Origin of the sequence: Methylobacterium sp. Leaf469, from assembly GCF_001424745.1 — a bacterium.
Lineage (GTDB): Bacteria > Pseudomonadota > Alphaproteobacteria > Rhizobiales > Beijerinckiaceae > Methylobacterium.
Genome location: NZ_LMRE01000034.1, coordinates 263,536 through 282,673 on the forward strand (window position 1 = coordinate 263,536; position 19,138 = coordinate 282,673).

Annotated in this window: 18 protein-coding genes; 9 read left to right on the forward strand and 9 right to left on the reverse strand. The window is 65.9% G+C overall.

Features of this window, described 5'->3' with window-relative positions:
- Positions 1-247: 247 nt before the first annotated feature.
- Positions 248-544, reverse strand: a complete 297-nt coding sequence (locus ASG60_RS15265) for a hypothetical protein (protein WP_056386473.1) — start codon at positions 542-544, stop codon at positions 248-250.
- A gap of 267 nt (positions 545-811) precedes the next feature.
- On the opposite strand from ASG60_RS15265, the gene ASG60_RS15270 reads away from it, so the two are divergent.
- The gene (locus ASG60_RS15270) at positions 812-1,222 is read left to right on the forward strand and encodes a DUF1236 domain-containing protein (RefSeq protein WP_056303776.1); all 411 of its coding nucleotides are present in this window, start codon (positions 812-814) and stop codon (positions 1,220-1,222) included.
- 167 nt (positions 1,223-1,389) lie between these two features.
- Entirely contained in the window at positions 1,390-1,644 is a 255-nt protein-coding gene (locus tag ASG60_RS15275) for a hypothetical protein (protein ID WP_056176395.1), read from the forward strand.
- A gap of 64 nt (positions 1,645-1,708) precedes the next feature.
- On the opposite strand, the gene mscL is transcribed toward ASG60_RS15275, so the two are convergent.
- The 3 genes from mscL to ASG60_RS15290 all read right to left on the reverse strand — a co-directional run bounded on the left by mscL (position 1,709) and on the right by ASG60_RS15290 (position 3,796).
- Entirely contained in the window at positions 1,709-2,131 is a 423-nt protein-coding gene (mscL, locus tag ASG60_RS15280; RefSeq protein ID WP_056176393.1) for a large conductance mechanosensitive channel protein MscL, read from the reverse strand.
- 69 nt (positions 2,132-2,200) lie between these two features.
- On the reverse strand, positions 2,201-3,076 hold the full coding sequence (gene pssA / locus ASG60_RS15285) for a CDP-diacylglycerol--serine O-phosphatidyltransferase (RefSeq protein WP_056176936.1): 876 nt from the start codon (positions 3,074-3,076) through the stop codon (positions 2,201-2,203).
- Positions 3,077-3,085: 9 nt separating this feature from the next.
- On the reverse strand, positions 3,086-3,796 hold the full coding sequence (locus tag ASG60_RS15290; protein ID WP_056176390.1) for a phosphatidylserine decarboxylase: 711 nt from the start codon (positions 3,794-3,796) through the stop codon (positions 3,086-3,088).
- A gap of 194 nt (positions 3,797-3,990) precedes the next feature.
- Between ASG60_RS15290 and ASG60_RS22165 the strand changes: the two genes are divergently transcribed.
- Complete coding sequence (locus tag ASG60_RS22165; RefSeq protein ID WP_082531794.1) at positions 3,991-5,919, forward strand: N-6 DNA methylase; 1,929 nt, start codon at positions 3,991-3,993, stop codon at positions 5,917-5,919.
- Positions 5,903-6,898, forward strand: a complete 996-nt coding sequence (locus ASG60_RS22170) for a restriction endonuclease subunit S (protein WP_082531777.1) — start codon at positions 5,903-5,905, stop codon at positions 6,896-6,898. Before ASG60_RS22165 ends, ASG60_RS22170 begins: the two co-directional genes overlap by 17 nt.
- 153 nt (positions 6,899-7,051) lie before the next feature.
- Here the strand turns inward: ASG60_RS22170 and ASG60_RS15300 are convergent, their stop codons facing one another.
- Positions 7,052-8,962, reverse strand: coding sequence for an ABC transporter ATP-binding protein/permease (locus ASG60_RS15300; protein WP_056386477.1), 1,911 nt, complete (start codon positions 8,960-8,962; stop codon positions 7,052-7,054).
- 199 nt (positions 8,963-9,161) lie between these two features.
- Complete coding sequence (locus ASG60_RS15305) at positions 9,162-10,658, reverse strand: LysM peptidoglycan-binding domain-containing protein (RefSeq protein WP_056386479.1); 1,497 nt, start codon at positions 10,656-10,658, stop codon at positions 9,162-9,164.
- A 217-nt stretch (positions 10,659-10,875) separates the two neighbouring features.
- Here ASG60_RS15305 and ASG60_RS15310 point away from each other — a divergent pair, with 217 nt between their 5' ends.
- A complete protein-coding gene (locus tag ASG60_RS15310; protein ID WP_056266517.1) occupies positions 10,876-11,478 on the forward strand; it encodes a TIGR00730 family Rossman fold protein in 603 nt (200 codons plus the stop codon).
- Positions 11,479-11,680: 202 nt separating this feature from the next.
- Here ASG60_RS15310 and cysS read toward each other — a convergent pair whose 3' ends face one another.
- Complete coding sequence (gene cysS, locus ASG60_RS15315; protein ID WP_056386480.1) at positions 11,681-13,060, reverse strand: cysteine--tRNA ligase; 1,380 nt, start codon at positions 13,058-13,060, stop codon at positions 11,681-11,683.
- Between the two features lie 312 nt (positions 13,061-13,372).
- Between cysS and ASG60_RS15320 the strand changes: the two genes are divergently transcribed.
- On the forward strand, positions 13,373-13,717 hold the full coding sequence (locus ASG60_RS15320; protein WP_056267062.1) for a hypothetical protein: 345 nt from the start codon (positions 13,373-13,375) through the stop codon (positions 13,715-13,717).
- A gap of 70 nt (positions 13,718-13,787) precedes the next feature.
- Here the strand turns inward: ASG60_RS15320 and ASG60_RS15325 are convergent, their stop codons facing one another.
- Positions 13,788-14,288 (reverse strand): CreA family protein, encoded by a 501-nt coding sequence (locus tag ASG60_RS15325; RefSeq protein WP_156368869.1) that lies wholly within the window; start codon positions 14,286-14,288, stop codon positions 13,788-13,790.
- 168 nt (positions 14,289-14,456) lie between these two features.
- On the opposite strand from ASG60_RS15325, the gene ASG60_RS15330 reads away from it, so the two are divergent.
- The gene (locus tag ASG60_RS15330; RefSeq protein ID WP_056303762.1) at positions 14,457-15,470 is read left to right on the forward strand and encodes a DUF2865 domain-containing protein; all 1,014 of its coding nucleotides are present in this window, start codon (positions 14,457-14,459) and stop codon (positions 15,468-15,470) included.
- An 895-nt stretch (positions 15,471-16,365) separates the two neighbouring features.
- Here the strand turns inward: ASG60_RS15330 and ASG60_RS23865 are convergent.
- Positions 16,366-16,914 carry a hypothetical protein gene (locus ASG60_RS23865; protein ID WP_347379658.1) on the reverse strand — a complete coding sequence of 183 codons (549 nt, stop codon included), beginning with the start codon at positions 16,912-16,914 and terminating at the stop codon, positions 16,366-16,368.
- Here ASG60_RS23865 and ASG60_RS23870 point away from each other — a divergent pair.
- Positions 16,882-17,706: an OmpA family protein gene (locus tag ASG60_RS23870; protein WP_338011720.1), complete on the forward strand. Its 825-nt coding sequence runs from the start codon at positions 16,882-16,884 to the stop codon at positions 17,704-17,706. The genes ASG60_RS23865 and ASG60_RS23870 overlap by 33 nt on opposite strands.
- A 186-nt stretch (positions 17,707-17,892) precedes the next feature.
- Positions 17,893-19,107 (forward strand): MFS transporter, encoded by a 1,215-nt coding sequence (locus tag ASG60_RS15340; protein WP_056176358.1) that lies wholly within the window; start codon positions 17,893-17,895, stop codon positions 19,105-19,107.
- Positions 19,108-19,138: the final 31 nt, after the last annotated feature.

A 19,138-nucleotide genomic window follows, 5' to 3' on the forward strand; every position in this document is an offset into this window, starting at 1 on the left:
GCGTCCGGGGCGCGGCGGCTTGCAGGCGAGGGGCGCCACGGATCGGCTCGCGGACGCCTGCAGGGGGGATGCCTGCAGGGGGGAAGTTTCGAGGTGGGAAGCTGGGAGGTCCATGGGATCCGTGCATAGACCGCCGAGGCCGCGAGCTCAACGAAGCGCGCGGGGCGCCGCGCCTTTCACCCGGCGGGACCGGCGACCGTGACGGATCGCGCCGGCCGGTCCCAGAACCGGTGCGGCGGATCCGAGATCAGTTCCGCGCGCCCTGGGAGGCGCCGATGCCGCCCAGCCCGATGCCGGTGTTGGCGCTGCGGCCGGACCCGCCGCCCATGTTCCCCATGCCGCCGTAGAGGCTGCTGACGCCCTGCCCGCGCAGGATACCGGTGGGATCGCGCCGGGTGTTGCGACGCGGACCCTCGATGACCTGCTCGGGCGCCTGGTAGGTCGGCGCTTGGCTGAGGGCGTTCCAGGTCCGCGATTGTGCGGTGGCGCCGCTGGTCCCGACGATGAGGAGCGGCGCGGCGATGAGGAGGGCGGCAAGACGCATGTGATGCTCTTCTGTGCGAGTGGACTATAAAATAATCAACGTCCCACCCAGACGGCCTAATCCGCAGGCTTAACTGCTCATAGAGTAAGCATCGTGCCTTCCCACACATCACCGACACGGACATCGTCGCGGCTCGGGATGATCGCCCCGGGTCTCCCACGGAAGGAGACTGGATTTCACCGCATCCCTTTCGGGGGGTCGCACGTTGAGGCCCCGAACCCACGGTGCTTCACGGCGTCGCGGGACAGCCTTTCGGGAGACCCGACCATGAATCTCAAGACTCTTCTCGCCGCTTCGGTGCTTGCCCTCAGCCTGCCCATGGCCGTCCAGGCCCAGGGCCTCGTGCGTGGGGCCGAGCGCGGCGCCCAGGACGGCGCCGATGCGGCCGGCCCCCTCGGGGCCATCGTGGGCGGCGCCGTCGGCGCGGCCACGGGCACGGTGGGCGGCATCCTCGGCGTCGACGACCGTCCGCGCTTCCGCCAGTACGTTACCCGCGAGCGCCGCTCGTCCTACGCCTATGACGGAGATGTCCGCGTCGGTACCGTGCTGCCGAGCGCCGGCGTGACCTATTACGACGTGCCGGACGAGTACAACGCCCGCGACTCGCGCTACACCATCGTCAACGACCGCCCGGTCCTGGTCGACCGCAGCCGCCGGATCGTCGAAGTCATCGACTAGGCTTGAACCGTCCTCTGACCTGATCGTTCGGCCTGGCCGGATTTGAGAAAGCCCCCGGCGACGGGGGCTTTTTTGTCGAGGGGCGGACCGTCATTTGTGAGCACCGACGCAACACTTGCCCGGGCCCGACCGTTGTGCAGTCTTGAACCGACGGGAGACTTCCAGCCGTGAGCGACCACCCCCACGATGCCGCCCTGCCGGAGCCGGTGCGCGATCACCTCGGCCAGCAACTGCGCTCGGTCTTCACCACGGACGAGGCGGTGCCGGAATACCTCGGCGACCCGGTGACGCCCCAGGCGTTCGGCCCTCAGCTCAAGCGCCTGGAAGTGCGGCTGAAGACCCACGAGGAGGGCACCGGCGCCGTCGAGCACGCCCTCGACGGGCTCGTGGAGGACCTGACGGGCAAGCCTCCCCAGCCGTGAGGCTGGCGCAGCCGTGAGGCTGGCGCAGCCGTGAGGCTGGTGCAGCCCTGAGTCCGGCGCGGCCCTAGACGGCCGGCTTCGTCGCCAGGAGGTCGCGGATCTCCGTGAGGATCTTCACGTCGGCCGGCACTTCGGGGGTGGGCTTCGCCTCCTCCTTGCTGACGAGGCGGTTCATCGCCCGGATCACGAGGAACAGCACGAAGGCGACGATCATGAAGTTGATCGCCACCGTGAGGAACTGTCCGTAGCCGATCACCGCGCCCTGCTTCTTGGCGTCGGCGTAGGCCGCGCCCTTCTGCACGCTCGACGACAGGGCGATGTAGTAGTTCGAGAAATCGAGGCCGCCCGTGATGGCGCCGATCATCGGCATGAACACGTCCTGCACCGCCGAGGTGACGATGGCGCCGAACGCCGCGCCGATGATCACGCCGACCGCGAGATCGACCACGTTGCCGCGCAGGGCGAATTTTTTGAACTCTTCGAGCATCTCAGTCTCCGCGCCTGATTCTTCGCGCGAAGACTACGGGATGCCGGTGCAGGGCGACAGGCGGGCGCCTCAGCTGTCCACGGCGCGATCGCGCTCGGAGCCGCCCGGATCGCGGTCGTCCGGCGCGGGCGCTGGCAGGGAGGCGGCGGCCCGCGCCTCGGCCTTGGCCCGCCGGCGGTACTGCGCCGCCCCGATGGGCAGGGTGACGAGGTAGCCGAGCGCCAGCGCCACCATGGCCTCGAACGGGAACGAGATCAGCAGCCCGAAGGCCGCGACCCCCACGAGGAAGATCGGCAGCACCGCTTCCCGCGGCACGCGCTTGCCGACCGTCTTGCCCGAGAAGGTCGGCACCGTGGAGACCACGAGGAGCGCGATGCACAGCATGTAGCCGAGCACCACCGGGGCGGCCCAGCGCTCCAGGGGCAGGCCGAGGAAGTGCAGGTAGAGCGGCAGCAGCACCGTCAGTGCGCCCGCCGGCGCCGGCATGCCGACGAAGAAATCCTTCTTCCAGGCCGGGCGGTTGGGATCGTCCAGCATGGCGTTGAAGCGGGCGAGCCGCAGGGCCATGGCGATGGCGAAGATGAGGGCGACGATCCAGCCGACCGACTTCAGCTCCTTCAAGGCGAAGCCGTAGAGGATCAGCGCCGGGGCGCAGCCGAAATTGACGAAGTCGGCCAGCGAATCGAGCTCGGCCCCGAAGCGCGAGGTCCCTTTGAGCATCCGCGCCACCCGCCCGTCGATGCCGTCGAGGAAGGCGGCGGCCACGATGGCGATGACGGCGGGCTCGAACTTCCCCTCGAAGGCGAGGCGGATGGCGGTGAGCCCGAGGCAGAGCGCCATCAGGGTGATCATGTTGGGCGCGATCATCCGGAACGGCACCGGCTTGAACCGGCGCGGCCGGGGCTCGTTGGCGTCGGGCGCGAAGGGCGGGAACAGATCGTCCATGCTCATCCCTCAGATGCGGCGGAAAGCGCGCTCGGGGCCGCCGGCGAGATCGGCCAGCACGGTCTCGCCCGCCACCGCCTTCTGGCCGAGCCCGACGAGCACGCGGGTGCCGACGGGCAGGTAGACGTCGACCCGCGAGCCGAAGCGGATGAGGCCGAAGCGCTCGCCGACGTTCAGCGTATCGCCGGCATGGACCCAGCCGACGATGCGGCGCGCCACGAGGCCGGCGATCTGCACCACGCCGATGCGCAAGGGCGCGCCCGCGTGCGTCGTCTCCAGCACGAGGCCGTTGCGCTCGTTGTCGTCACTGGCCTTGTCGAGTTCGGCGTTGAGAAAGAGCCCGGGCGTGTAGTGGATCTGCCCGATCTTGCCCGTCATCGGCACGCGGTTCACGTGGCAGTCGAACACGTTCATGAACACCGAGACGCGCAGCATCGGCTCCTGCGGCAGGTCGAGCTCGGGCGGCGGCAGCACGGTGGCGATGAGGTTCACCCGCCCATCGGCCGGCGACACCACCAGCCCGTCGCCCACCGGGGTGACGCGCTCGGGATCGCGAAAGAAGTAGCAGACCCAGAGGGTGAGGATGAGGAAGATCCACCCGAGGAACTGGGCGAAGTACCCGCCGATCACCGTCAGCACGATGCCGATGAGGATGAACGGATAGCCCTCCTTGTGGATCGGCACGAGGGTTCGGCGAATCGTCTCGAGGAGGTCGGACATGCGGTCTTTCAGATCGTGGCCCGGCACGGGCGCGAACGGGAATCCGGACCCCGCGCGATGGCAGGGTGTGGGGGGCGCGTCAACCTTTGGGATGCCAAGCTGATCGCTCACCCCTACCCTCAGTGTTGCTAAAAAGCGACGGTTGTGGAGTCCGTTGATGCTCGGTATGACGCGCCACGTAGAAAGGGATGCGCATGGCGAGCGAGCGGATCACGGAAGAAATAGTTCGCAACAAGCTGCGCGAACTGGGTTACCACGCGCCCGGAACGACAATCTGTGTCCAAGAGCAACAATCGACCATTGAGGCCATTCGGAAAGCCCTAGCACAAGCTAGCAAATCGGGCGGGTCAGGCGTCGGCGCGCCTGAGTTCATTATTACGGACCCAGGCACCAGTGATTTTGTCCTTATAATCGAATGCAAAGCAAGCACGAAGGATCACGAATCAGCAGCATGTAACGCAGCATTCTCTGGAAAAATAGAACCTGAGGCGCCTGATGCCTACGTTAAGCGTGCCGTTCGATACGCAGCGGACGGGGCACTTCATTATGCTAGAGCCTTGTCCCGAGAACACAACGTCATTGCCGTTGCGGTAAGCGGTCAGACGAGTTCTGCGCTGACCATTTCGACCTACCTTCACTCACGCGGGGCGACCACGCCGAAACGGCTCTCGGCCAAGACGGGAGCTAGTATCACTACTCTCATTTCTTGGTCGGATTATATCGAGCACGCAACCTTCGATCCGACGGTCCAAGCAGTTCGTCTCACTGACCTGATGGCTTTTTCGCGCGAGCTGCATGACTTCATGCGTGATGATGTGAAGGCGAGCGAGAACGAAAAACCGCTATTCGTCAGTGGCACGCTGATAGCACTACGTAACAAAGCATTTTCACGCTCGTACAACGACTACTCGCTGGAGGATTTACCTAGTGAATGGCTGCGCGTCATTAATTTCGAAATGGATCGCGCCGACATACCAGGCTCGAAAAAATCTAGCGCTACAACCCCTTACGCCCTCATCGCCGGTCATCCCGAACTTGCAAAACCGCATAAGAAATATCCAAAAGGGGTACTTAACGAGCTCATCAAACGCCTTAACGAGAAAGTTGATCCTTTTATAAGCTATTTCCACGATTTCGATGTAGTCGGACAATTTTATGGAGAATTTCTTAAGTATACAGGCGGAGATAAAAAAGCACTAGGGATTGTACTCACGCCACGCCACATCACAGAGCTATTTTCTCTGCTGGCTAATGTAAATAGAACAAGCCGTGTTTTAGATATATGCGCCGGAACTGGTGGATTTCTAATATCGGCAATGCATCAAATGTTTAAGGGCGCGCTGACGAAGGACGACAAGGAAGACATCAAGCAAAATGGACTCGTTGGCGTTGAGCAGCAACCAAATATGTTTGCATTGGCGGTAAGCAACATGATATTAAGAGGGGATGGAAAAGCCAATCTTTATCAGTCGTCGTGCTTTGATCCTTTTATAACAGATAAGATCAAAGAGCATAATTGCACGGTAGGGCTTCTAAATCCTCCTTATTCTCAGGCTGACGAGGACTCGCATGAGCTTTACTTTATCAGTCATATGCTTGATTGCTTGGAGCGGAATGGGACAGGTATAGCGATAGTTCCAATGGGATGTGCAATCGCGCCACATAAAGCGCGGGCTGAACTTTTGAAATATCATACTCTCGAAGCCGTCATGTCCCTACCAGACGAACTTTTTTATCCGGTTGGAACAATCGCCTGCATTATGATTTTTACAGCTAAAATCCCACATCAAGTAAGCAACAAGAAGACCTGGTTTGGCTATTGGAAAGATGACGGATTTATCAAAACCAAACATCGCGGAAGAGTTGATCAGGGCAATGATTGGGCGCGCCGCCGCGACCATTGGGTAAATTCTTATCGCAATCGTGAAGTCAGAGCGGGTGAAAGTGTCAGCCGATACGTGACGTCCGATGATGAATGGTGCGCAGAAGCATACATGGAAACGGACTACTCAACGCTGCGTCAATCCGATTTTGAACGTGTTGTCCGCAACTATGCTATCTACAAGCTGATGAGCGCAACCGCGCCCGGATCGGATGAGGCGGTCGATGACGACAGTCAGTGATCTGTTTGATGTGCGATACGGGCACTCATTGGAGCTGAATCGCCTTATTATAGCTCATCGTGAGAGCGGTATAGCATTCGTCTCGCGCAAGATGGGGGGCAATGGAATATCCGCATACGTTCTCCCAGTTCCTGGTGTTTTGCCTGCACCAGCCGGGGAATTGACATGCGCCCTCGGCGGCAACGGCGTCCTCTCCACATTCATACAAGAACAACCATTCTACACAGGGCGCGATGTAGCTCGATTAATTCCACGCGTTCCATTGAGTAAAAAGCAACTTTTGTTCTACTGTTATTGCATAAAGTCTAATCGCTACCGTTATTCCTACGGCCGACAAGCAAACAGAACATTGAAAGATATTGTTGTCCCCGCCATCGCAGACATTCCTATATATATCGAAGCCGCAGACGAGAACGCGTTCGACAATCGCAGCGAGTCGCTTTCAAATAAAACAACGCCAAATCTTAACATTTTTTCTTGGAAAAAAATGCAAGTTCAGGATTTATTTGATTTACGAAAAGGCAAGCGCATTACGAAAAGCAATATGAATCCTGGTGTAACACCGTTTATATCCGCACTCGATAATAACAATGGTCTTCGTCAATATATCCAGGGCACCCCGCTACATCCTGGCGGTCTAATTACGGTGAATTACAACGGCAACGGCGTAGCAGAGGCTTTTTTTCAACCCCATTCATTCATCGCATCCGATGATGTCAACGTACTCTACCCCCGTTTCGAGGGGCTGAGCGCTCTCTCAGCGCTATTTTTGTGCGCAGTAATTCGACTTGAGAAATATCGATTTAACTATGGGCGGAAATGGAATTTGGATCGCATGAAAGAGTCGATCATACGCGTGCCATTGAACGCAGGCGGCTTACCAGACATTCGATTTATGGAACAATACATGTCAACATTGCCGTACTCGTCAAATGTCGAGCATACTTCTGCCTTTATTCAAGAGGCCGCAAACGTCTAAGAGCGCCCCGCCAAACTTCCGAACCCCGCCGTCCCCCCCCCTGAGCGCCACCGCGCAGCGGGAGTTTTGTGGGGGAAGCTTTAGATTGCTCCCCCTCTGATCGCGATTGGTTCTTGCCGGACTGTTACGGTGTATCAAGAGGATGTCCCTTCCCTACTCTGCCGGCTCCACCGCCCGCACCATCTCCACACGTCCCCGCTCCGCCTCCGCCCCCTGCAACACCGCCAACGCTGCATCGGCCTCCCGCTGCCGGCTCCACAGGGACGCATAAACCCCACCCGCGTCCAGCAACCCCTGGTGCGCCCCGCGCTCCACGATCCCCCCCTTGTCGAGCACCAAAATCTCGTCGGCGTTGACCACCGTCGAGAGGCGGTGGGCGATGACGAGGGTGGTGCGGTTCTGCGAGATGGTGTCGAGGGCGTCCTGGATCTCGCGTTCGGTGAAGCTGTCGAGGGCCGAGGTCGCCTCGTCGAGGACGAGGATCGGCGGGCCCTTCAGGATGGTGCGCGCGATGGCGACGCGCTGCTTCTCGCCGCCCGAGAGCTTCAGGCCGCGCTCGCCGACCGGCGTGTCGTAGCCCTCCGGCAGGGCGGAAACGAAGCGGTCGATCTGGGCCAGCGACGCGGCCTCGCGCACCTGGGCGTCCGTGGCGTCCCAGCAGCCGTAGCGGATGTTGTACCCGATGGTGTCGTTGAACAGCACCGTGTCCTGCGGGACCATGCCGAGGGCGGCGCGCAGCGACCCCTGCGTGACCCCGGCGATGTCCTGGCCGTCGACGAGGATGCGCCCGCCCTGCGGCTCGTAGAACCGGAACAGCAGCCGCGACAGGGTCGACTTGCCGGCGCCCGAGGGGCCGACGATGGCGACCGTCTTGCCCGCCGGCACCGTGAAGGAGACGCCGCGGAGGATCGGCCGGGCGGGATCGTAGGCGAAGCGCACGTCCCGGAACTCCACCGTGCCGCCCCGGGCCCGCAGGGCCGTCGCGTCGGGCCGGTCGGCGATCTCGGGGTTGCGGTGCAGGATGAGGAACATGTCGTCGATGTCGATCAGCGCCTGTTTGATCTCGCGGTAGATCATGCCCATGAAGTTCAAGGGCATCGACAGCTGGATCAGCATGGTGTTGACGAGGACGAACCCGCCGAGCGTGGTGCGCCCGGCCATGATGTCCCGCGCCGCCAACCACATCACCACGGTCATGCCGATGGTGAAGATTACCGCCTGGCCGGCGTTGAGGACGGCGAGCGACACGTAGGTCTGCGTCGAGGCCTTTTCGTACTTGGCCATGGAGGCGTCGTAGCGCTCCGCCTCGCGGCGTTCCGCGCCGAAGTACTTCACCGTCTCGAAGTTGAGGAGCGAATCCACCGCCTTGGTGTTGGCGTCGGTGTCGGAGTTGTTCATCCGGCGGCGGATCTCGATGCGCCACTGCGTCGCCTTCCAGGTGAAGCCGAGATAGGCCGCCACCATGACGAACACGACGGCCGAGTAGACCCAGTCGAACTCGTAGGCGAGCACGCCGATGACGAGGACGAACTCGACGATGGTGGGCACCAACGTGAGCACCATCAGGCGCGACAGCTCCTCGATGCCGCCGCGGCCGCGCTCCAGCACCCGGGTCAGGCCGCCGGTCTTGCGCTCGAGGTGGAAGCGCAGGGAGAGCCGGTGCATGTGCTCGAAGGTCTGCAGGGCGAGACGCCGCACGGCGTGCATCGCCACCTTGGCGAACAGCCCGTCGCGCACCTGCGTCAGCCCCGCCATCGCCACCCGCGACAGGCCGTAGAGTCCGATGAGCACCATGGGGGCGGCGAACACGCCCGTCGGAATCGCGGCCCCGGGTTTCGGGTCGGTCAGGGCCACCAGGGCGTCGGTGGCCCACTTGAAGGTGAACGGCGTCACCATGGTGACGAACTTCGCCACGATCAGCAGGCCGAACGCGAGGAACACCCGCCGCTGCAGGTCGGGCCGGCCGTACGGCCACAGGTAGGGCCACAGCCGGCGATAGGTGGCGACGAGGCCGGGGCGCGCGGGCGGTGCGCCGTCCGGCGCTTGCGCGGGATCGGGTGTCATGCCGTTTCGATTCTCGGTGAAGGCTGAATTTGGAACGGATATAAGCCGGTCCGCTCCCGATGACAGCCGCGCCTCGGCGCAAGGCCGCCCCGCGCCGGTGCGTGGGGACCGTGCGCCGTGACACCCTCGTGGATGCGCCGTTCCAAAAAGCGGGTTTTCGGGGGATGGCCCGTTCCACGCGGCAGGGCGTGGAACGGGCTCAGCCGCGCCGTTCAGTGCCCGCCACCGCCGCCGTTCCGTCGCTCGGCAGCACGAAGATCTGGCCCGGATAGATCCGGTCCGGGTTGCGGATCTGCGGCTGGTTGGCGTCGTAGATCACCGTGTAGCGGGTGCCGCGCCCGTAGATGCGCCGGCTGATCTGCCACAGGCTGTCGCCCCGCACGATCCGCGCCGTGCCGACCTCCGGCACGAACACCGTCCGGGGCGGCTCCAGCGCTGGCACCGGCTCCGGAATGGTGCCGGGCTTGAGGTCCGGCGCCGCCGGGGTCGGGGTCGCCGCAAGGGGGGGCGCGGCCTCGCCCGACGGTCGGGCCGAGGCCGGGCTAAGCGGTTGTTCCAGAACGGCGATTCGCGCCGGCGGTGCGGCTGCTTCGGGCGTGGCCGCGGGGGTCTTCGCGGTGGGTCTGGGCACGGCCGGCTTCACGGCCGGCACGGAGAACGCCACCTCGGAGCGGGTCTTCACCTTGCCCGAGACGGGGTCCACCTGATCGACCCGGATGGTGTAGGCGCCCGGCTGGACGCCCCGCCCGATGGTGAAGGCGACGCGCCCGTCCGCCCCGGCGCTGCCCGGCGCCACCAGGGTGTCGTTGAGGTAGAGCCGCAGAGTCGCGCCGGGCTGGGCCTGGCTCGTGACGTAGAGCCGCCCGCCCTCCTCCGCCTCGACGCTGACGATCTTGACCGGGCTCGCGGCGCCCGCCCGCTCCGTCTCCGGGGGCCTGCTTTCCGGCGCCTTGCCCTCGGCCACCTTGCCCTCGACCACCTTGCCGGCCTCGGGTTTCGCCCCCGCCCTCGCGGTGTCGGACCCGGTCTTGGGCCCCGTCCTGGCCCCGTCCCGCGCTCCTGCGGCGACGGCGGCCGGGGGCGGCGCTACAGGCTCGGGGTGGGACAGAACCACCGTCGGCCTGTCGGGAGACGTCAACGCGATCAAGGGCTTGGTGTCGCGCTTCGGTGCGACGACCACGGCGACGGAGTCGCGCGAAACCACGGATCGGCCATCGGCCCCCGTGGACCGCAGGGTGATCTCACTGCTGCCGGGGGACAGGGCAGGCGGCACGATGGCGAACTGGCCGGACGGGTCGACGAGCGCACGGGCAATGGGCTGATTGTCGCGCAGCAGCTCGACGGTGGTGTTGGGCGCAGCCCGCCCGGCGATGACGGCCTCGCCCGACGGCTCGACGCGGATGATGTCGAAGGTCGGCGCCGACGCCTCGGTGCCGGTCGCCGCCGGAGTGTCCCGCGATGCCTGGGCGGGCGTCCGCTCCGGCAGCCGGTCCGACCGGGGCTTTCCCGGCACCGGCAGCGCTCCCTCCCCGGAGCCCGCGAGCGGATCGGTGACGAGGGGTACGGCCCGGCCCTCGGGCGTGCCGAATCCGTGCTTGAACAACTCGCTCGCGCCGTAGAGGGTGACGACGAGGGTGAAGCCGCCCAGAAGCCCCACGCAGGCGAGGAAGATGCTCCGTCGCAACTCCGCCTTCATGACGCACCACTCCCTCTTCCATCGTCCGGGCGGCGAAACCGCGATCGACCCTGACCTGCCCCGGCGACAAATCGGCACTTGACGGCGACATATTAACGAACATGACCGGAACACCAAATCCCGACGGCCTTTTCAAGGCCGGATCTCCCGTAAAATCAGCACTTTGGCCCGTGGACGGCATGCGCCCGCGCGGCCGGACCCGGAGGGGAAGCGGCACATGGCACCGGTGAGGACGGTCTGCGTCTATTGCGGCTCCGGGTTCGGCGGCGACCCGGCCTTTACCGCGGCGGCCGAGGCCCTCGGCAAGGCCCTGGCGCAGGCCGGCCTCGGCCTCGTCTACGGCGGCGGCAATGTCGGCCTCATGGGTACGGTGGCGCGCGCCGTACTCGAGAACGGGGGCCATGTCACCGGCATCATCCCGAGCTTCCTGAAATCCCGGGAGCGCATGCTCGACGAGATCCAGGAGACCATCGTCGTCGAGGACATGCACACCCGCAAGCGTCTGATGTTCGAGCGTTCCGACGCGTTCGTGGCCCTGCCGGGCGGCATCGGCACCCTGGAGGAGTTGGTGGAGCAGCTCACCTGGGCGCAGCTCGGCCAGCACAACAAGCCGATCCTGCTGCTCTCCGTGGCGGACTTCTGGACGCCGCTCCTGACGCTCCTCGACCACATGCGAGCCCAGGGATTCATCCGGGAGGGGCTCGACCTCAGCTATCTCGTCGCCAGCGAAGCCGGCGACGTGATCGGGATCCTGCGCGACGCGGCGGCCGCTTCGCCGCCCGCCCCACAGGCCGAGGCGTTCGTCACCGAACGGCTCTGAATCGCCCTCAATCCGCGTCGGTCGACATCGGCTGGGAATGCAAAGGTCTTCGACAGGTCGCCCGCGACCTCCTTCTCGACCCGGTCCACCAGGACGATCCGCCGATTGAGTCCGCGGAGCGTATCGAGGATGCCGGCCGCCGCGAGCCGGATCAGCGGCCCGGCATCGGCGACCACGATCGGCTGGCGATCGGCGGGGGCGATCATGGGGTCACGCTCCAGACGGTGCCGTCCTTGCCGTCCTTCACGGTGACGCCCATGGCCAGAAGCGCATCGCGGACACGATCGGAGGCGGCCCAGTCCTTGGCGGCGCGGGCCGCGCGGCGCACTTCGATCAGGGCCTCGACCTCGAGTACGTCCAGCCCGGCGGCCCGGATGCTGCCCTGGTCGCGGGCCGACTTGGTCTGCGTGAGCAGACCCATCAGGTTGGCGCCCGCCTTGAGACCGGCGGGATCGTCGAGGCGGTGGAGTTCCGCGAGTGCCGAAGCGGTGTTGAGATCGTCGGTCAGGGGTTCGAGCAGCCCGTCCGGAATCACCGGAGAGGCGGCACTATCGCCGACGATCCCGTACCAGCGCTCCAAGGTCCGGGCCGCTTCCTCCAACCCCCGCACCGTCCAATCGATGGGCTGGCGATAGTGCGTCTTGAGCATGGCGAGCCGGGCCACCTCGCCGGGCCAGTCCTTCAGCACGTCGCGGATGGTAATGAAGTTGCCGAGGGACTTCGACATCTTCTCACCCTCCACCTGCAGGAAACCGTTGTGGAGCCAGACGTTGGCCATCACGTCGGTGGAGAAGCAGCAGCGCGATTGGGCGACCTCGTTCTCGTGATGCGGGAAGATGAGGTCGATGCCGCCGGCATGGATGTCGAAGGTTTTTCCCAGGTGCTTCCACGACATGGCGGAGCACTCGATGTGCCAGCCGGGACGGCCGGGCGCGGGCAGGCCGCACGGAGAGGGCCAGGACGGCTCGCCGGGTTTCGAAGGCTTCCACAGGACGAAGTCGAGGGGCGAGCGCTTGTAGGGGGCGACCTCGACGCGGGCGCCGGCCTCCATCTCGTCGAGGGGCCGCTTCGACAGGCCGCCGTAATCGGGCATCGAGGGCACGTCGAACAGCACGTGGCCATCCGCAACGTAGGCGTGACCGGCCGCCACCAGCCCTTCGATGATGGCGATCATCTCGGCGATGTGATCGGTGGCGCGCGGCTCGACGAAACGCGGACGCTCGCCCGCCACGTTCACGTCCTCGGGCATCAGCACGCCGAGGGCACGGATGTCGTCGTGAAAGGCCGCGAGCGTCCCATCCGTGAGGTCACGGATGGTGATGCCGCGCTCGGCCGCGCGGGCGTTGATCTTGTCGTCCACGTCGGTGACGTTGCGCGCGTAGGTGACGTGCGCCGGGCCGTAGAGGTGGCGCAGGAGCCGGAACAACAGGTCGAAGACGATGATCGGGCGGGCGTTGCCGATATGGGCCGCGTCGTAGACCGTCGGACCGCAGGCATACATCCGGACATGGCTCGGATCAATCGGCGCGAACGCAGCTTTCTGCCGGGTCAGCGTGTTGTAGAGCCGCAACATCGGGGCCATGAAACCGTCCCTCGTCCCTCGAGCGGATCGCACAGCTCGACCGCCCCTAGCGCCTTGGTTCTTCGCCGCTTCCCGGCGTCGGTACCCCGTGGCGACCGACACGTCCAACGGCGGGGGTGCCGCGCTGCAGCCGGCGCCTGTTGCACGAAGGCGACGGTGCCGTCGGCCGTCCTGGGCTACCCCGAACCCATGAGCAATTCGAGAACAGCGCCGCTCCGCCGCCTATCGAAAGCGATCCAGGGCGGAAAGGGTTTGTTTACCTGGACCCTTGAGATTTCCCCCAACCCGAATCCCTCCATCGAGGTTCTGCCCATGCGCCGCCCGGCCGCCGAAATCGGCACCCTCCTCGCCCTCGCCTTGATGATTTCCTCCACCGCGCTCGCGGGCGGAGACGGCGAGACTCCCACCAAAGCGGTGTCTCAGGTGGAGAAGACGTTCCTGATCCCGGCCGGCGAGGGCTACGGCGTCGGCGATTGCCTGAGCAATGGCGAGAGCAGCTGCGGACAGGTGGTGGCCAACGCCTGGTGCGAAGCACAGGGATTCGCCTCCGCCGGTTCCTTCGGCGTCGCGGCGCAGGACGAGTACACCGGGGCGATTCCCACCCCTCCCGTGATCAAGCAGGCCGAGCGTCCGATCCGCATCACCTGCCAGGATTGAGCGACCGGATCGGATCAGCGCCGGCCATCGGATTTCAGGATCCGTGGCCGCACCGAGCGTGTTTGGAAGCTTATTTCTTCATGGCATCGGCGCATCGCGGCGGCGGCTCCGTGCCCCACGGCATGAGCGGCACGGCCGAGGTTGAGTTCTTGGGCGAGCCCTGGATCACCTTATCCGAATAGACCATGTAGATCAGCGTGTTGCGCTTGGCGTCGCATCCGCGCACGATCTGCATCGACTTGAAGATCAGCGAGCGGCGTTCGCTGAACACCACCTCGCCCTGACCGAGCTTGTCCTTGAACTGCACGGGACCGACCTGACGGCAGGCGAGCGAGATGTCCGAGACGTCCTCGGCCAGCCCCAGGGTGCCCTTGATGCCGCCTTTCTCGGGCTGGGTGTACCAGCACGCCACACCGGCCACGGCCGGATCGTCGATGCCGTAGACCACGAGCTTGTCGTTCGGTGTAAGGGGCCGCCAGACCGTCGATTTGTCGAAGATCCGATCGGCATCCTCCGCCTTGGCGGACACCGCGCCGGCGAGCGCTCCTGCCACGACGGCAGCAGCGGCCATTCCCCCTGTGAGACCCCGAAGCCACATCATCCTGCATTCCCCCCCAACTCGGCTGGGGCGCATGTGGGAAGGCTGTCGCCCCCGCGCGAGGGCGAGTACAAAACTTCCGCTTCGCCGCCGCTCCGATTCCCGTCGGCGGCAAGGTTCCACTCCCGATCCTGTCAGGCCATGCCGCTGATCCTTCCGCAGATCCGCACGCTCGTCCGGGCGCTCGCCATGACCCTCGTCGCCCTCGGGACGGTGGGGACGGCACAGGTGCAAGCCTCCGACGCCTGCCTGCGCTACCGTTCGGAGCTCGCCAACCTGAGCGACGGAGCGAACACGGCGCGCGCGCTCCAGAACGAGATCGGGCGGCTGAATGCCTATTATCGCACCTTGAATTGCGAGGGCGGCCGGTTCCTGTTCTTCGATTCGCGACCGCCGCAATGCGGAGCCGTGGAGCAGCGCATCCGCGCGCTCAATGCGGGTTACGGCGCCGAGAACGGTGAAGTCACGGCCGCGCGCCGCCGGCAGCTCACGGCGGCCGTGGCTTCCGCCTGCACGGATACGGCGAGCCGCGTGGCGCTCAACGCATTGGATGGAACGCCGCGCGAGCAACGCGCCCGGGGCGGAGCCCAGGTTGTCTGCGTCCGCACCTGCGACGGCGCCTATTTCCCCATGGCCAACCTGCCCGACGGGCGCGAAGGCGCCGACGACCTGTGCCAGGCCCTATGCCCCGGCGCCGAGGCCGTGGCCTACTCGATGCCGCACGGCGACGACGCCCTGAAACACGCCGCGACGCTGCGGGGCGCGAAGGCCTACGTCTCGCTCGCCAACGCCTTCAAGTTCCGCACGACCTTCACCCCGAACTGCTCGTGCAAGCGCGAGGGCCAGAGCTGGGCGCAATCGCTCGTGAAGGCCGAGAGCATGCTGGTGCGGCACAAGGGCGACATCTTCGTCACACCCATGCAGGCCGAGGCCCTGTCGCGGCCAAAGGTTCGTCTGACCCTGGTCGGGCGGGCCGACAAGACGGCGGCGGGCTTGGCGGCCGACGCAGCCACCCGCACGGGCCTCGTAACCAACGAGACCGGTGCTCCGACGGAACCCGCGGCCCCAGTCGCCGGCGAGGAGCGCCAAGCCGTCCGGATCATCGCACCGAACCTGTTCCCGGGGCAGGGGCAGGGCCGCGTGACGACGCCCTGACGCAGGCTGCCGGTGGCCCTGGCGGGTTCGCGGTATCGTTCCGAACGGGAACCATCCTGGCCCCACTCTGTTCCGAAGGCCTCATCCACAGCCGTGAGTGCCTTCGATGCGGATCATCCGCCTGCTCCTTCTCACCGGTACGATCCTGCCGATTCTGGCGCTGTCCGGCCCTTCCTGGGCGGATCCGGCGGGGATGGGAAAGATGCAGGTCGCGCAAGGCGGACCCGACAGTGAGGGACAGCGTGGCGGCCCATCCCCGAGCCGGGAACGGTCCGAACCCCGTGGAGAGCGCCAAGACAGGCCGGAGCGGCCAGACCGTCAGGAGAGACCGGCGCCGCGCCAGGAGCGGCCCGAGCCGCGTCAGGAGAGGCCTGAGCGCCCTGCCCCGCGTGAGGACCGGACCCCGGCCGAGCGCCCGGCACCTCGACAGGAGCGGCCCGACCGCCAGGACAGGCCTGACCGGCAGGAGAGACCCGAAAGACAAGAGCGGCCCGACCCGCAGGAGCGGCCGGCCCGTCCGGAACGTCAGGAGCGGCCCGACCGGCAGGGGCGCCCCGATCGACAGGAAAGCCCTGAGCGACAGGACCGTCGCACGGATCAACGCGGACCGACCGAGCGCCCCACTTCGCCGGCACAACGCGATCGTACACCTGACCCGACACGGCCGTCGGAGCAGGCCCCGGTCCGGGGCGCGGAGCCAGAACGCCGGACACCCGGTGCCGAGCTAGTCCGTCCAGACGCGCCCGGACGACGTGGACAGGACACCGGTCCGGCCGGTCCGGCCGAACGGCAGCCGTCGCTGAATCCGGCCCAGCCGACCGCTCCGACGCAGCCCGCACGGCCTGGGCAGCCGGCCACACCACCCGCGGCTGCACCGGGGGCGCCTCAGCCGGTTTCACCTTCTCCGCAGGTCGCACCACAGGGCGCTCCCCAGACGGCGCCTCAAGTCGCGCCCAATGCCAGGCCGGGCGTTCCCGGACGTCCCTTCACGCCTCCCGGTGCGCCGGGTGCCGAGGGTCGAGACGAGCCGACCGGTACCGGGCGTTCGAACGAACGCGGGCAGGATACGGCGCCGGATCGGATTGCCCCCCGTGGCCCGCGCGATCCGGATGCGGCCCGGGACCAGAGCAATCCCCGTGACCGTAGCGACCAGCCGGGGCTGCGCGACGACGGTTTGCGCGGAGGCGACCGCCGGAGCGGTGTCGATGATGATCGCCAGGATCGCGAGCGACGCGACGCGTTCGAGCGCGGCGGTCCGCGCCAGGGCTTCAACGCGCCGGGTCGCCCCGGCTACATTCCGGGTGGCTTCCGCGATGACGATGAGACCCGCGACTTCGACCGTGTCCGCCGGGACCGACGTGAATTTCAGGAGGATGGCCGGACCTACATCCGCGAGCCCGGTCGCATCATCGTGCGCGATCGCGACCGCACCTTCATCCGCCACGATGAGAACGAGCGGTTCCGCGATCTGGGCCGCGGCGGCTACCGCAGCGAGCGCCGCGGCGGCGACACCGTCACCTATCTCGATCGACCGGACGGCGCACAGATCGTCACCATCGTCGACGACGACGGCCGTCTCGTGCGGCGCTCACGCCGGTTCCGCGATGGTCGAGAGGTCGTGATCATCGACAACAGCTTCAGCGGTCCGCGACGCCCGATCTACGAGGATGTCGTCGATCTGCCTCCGCCCGATATCCGCATTCCGCGCGAGCGCTACGTCGTGGATTACGAGGGAGCCGACGAGCGCAGTGTCTATGAAGCCCTCTCGGCCCCGCCGGTCGTGCCCCTGGACCGGCGCTATACCCTCGATCAGGTACGCTACAGTCCGCAGTTGCGGGCCCGTATGCGCAGCGTGGACATCGACACCATCACCTTCGAGACGGGCTCGTTCACCGTGACGCCGGATCAGGCGTCGCGCCTCGCGACCATCGCGGCGGCGATGAACCAGGCCATCCGGGCCAATCCGCAGGAAGTTTTCCTCGTGGAGGGCTACACCGACGCGGTGGGCTCCGATGTCGACAACCTGTCCTTGTCGGATCGGCGGGCGCAGTCGGTGGCGACGGTCCTGACTCAGAACTTCCAGGTTCCGCCCGAAAACCTCACGACCCAGGGCTACGGCGAACAGGCGCTCAAGGTGAACACACAGGGGCCGTCCCGCGAGAACCGCCGGGTCACCGTGCGGCGGATCACCCCGCTGATCCAGCAGCAGGCCGGCGGCGGCACGCCGCCGCGGTGACGATCCGACGGGCCGTGTCATCCCTGGCACGGCCCGTCTCTCCCCGACCTTCGCCTTCACGGAAGTGCGCGTGTACTGTTCCTCCCCCACATGCCGGGCATCGTCCGGCGCGGTCGTCTTCGGATAGCGTCGGCTCCGTTCGTCGCGCCGCAGCACCGCAGACCATCGCCTCCCATAGGAGCCGACATGGACGAGGCAACGCCTCGCTTGATCGAGGCCGGTACGCCGGCTTTCCGGCGCACCACCCTGGCGCTCGCGGCAGCGGGGTTCTCCACCTTCGCGGTGCTCTACGGCGTGCAACCGCTGCTGCCGGTCTTTGCCGATCAATTTCACGTCTCGCCGGCCGAGAGCAGCCTGGCCCTGTCGCTTCCCTGCGCCACCCTCGCCCTCGCGCTGCTCGTGGTGAGTCCCCTCTCCGAGGTGTGGGGACGCAAGCCCGTCATGGTCGCGTCCCTGTTTGCGTCGGCGATCCTCACCATCGTCGCGGTCATGGTGCCGAGTTGGCACGGCTTCCTCGCTCTCCGTGCCCTGACGGGGTTGGCCGCGAGCGGTCTGCCGGCCGTGGCCATGGCTTATTTGAGCGAAGAGATGCACGGACGCGCCATCGGCCTATCCATGGGCCTTCTCATCGGAGGCAATGCCCTCGGGGGAATGATCGGCCGGCTGGTCGCCGGCATCATCGCCGATCATGCGTCGTGGCGCTGGGGGCTCGGCACCATCGGCGTTTTGGCTCTGGTCGCGGCGATCGCGTTTCTCATGAGCCTGCCGGACTCGCGGCGTTTTCGAGCCAACCGGATGCGGTGGCGCGAAGTGCCCGGCACCTTCGGCCAGCATTTCCGCGATCCCGGCCTGCCATGGCTGTTCGCCGAGGCGTTCCTGCTCATGGGCGGATTCGTGAGCGTCTACAATTACATCGGCTTTCGGCTGCTCGACCCGCCGTTCGACCTGAGCCAGACCGCCATCGGGGCGATCTTCGTCGTCTACCTGTTCGGAACCTTCTCCTCGGCAGCGACCGGTGAGATCGCAAGCCGACTCGGCCGACGCAAGGTCCTCTGGCTCGCCATCCTGCTGGGCCTGGCCGGCATCGCCCTGACCCTTTCGGACCGCCTCTGGCTCATCATCTTGGGCATCGTCGTCGTCACGGTGAGCTTCTTCGGCGCCCATTCCGTCGCCAGCAGCTGGATCGGCCGCCGGGCCCTCCGGGACCGCGCCCAGGCTTCTTCGATCTACCTATGCCTCTACTACCTCGGCTCGTCGGTGCTCGGCACGGCAGGGGGCTGGTTCTTCGCGCATTCGGGCTGGGTCGGCGTGGTCGCGTTTTTCGCAGCCCTCTACGGACTGGCGCTCGTCATCGCGCTGCATCTGTCGCGCCTTCCGCCGTTGGTCCCGACGGAAACCTGAGCGAGGCGGGCTCGCGGGCAGCGAGACCGCC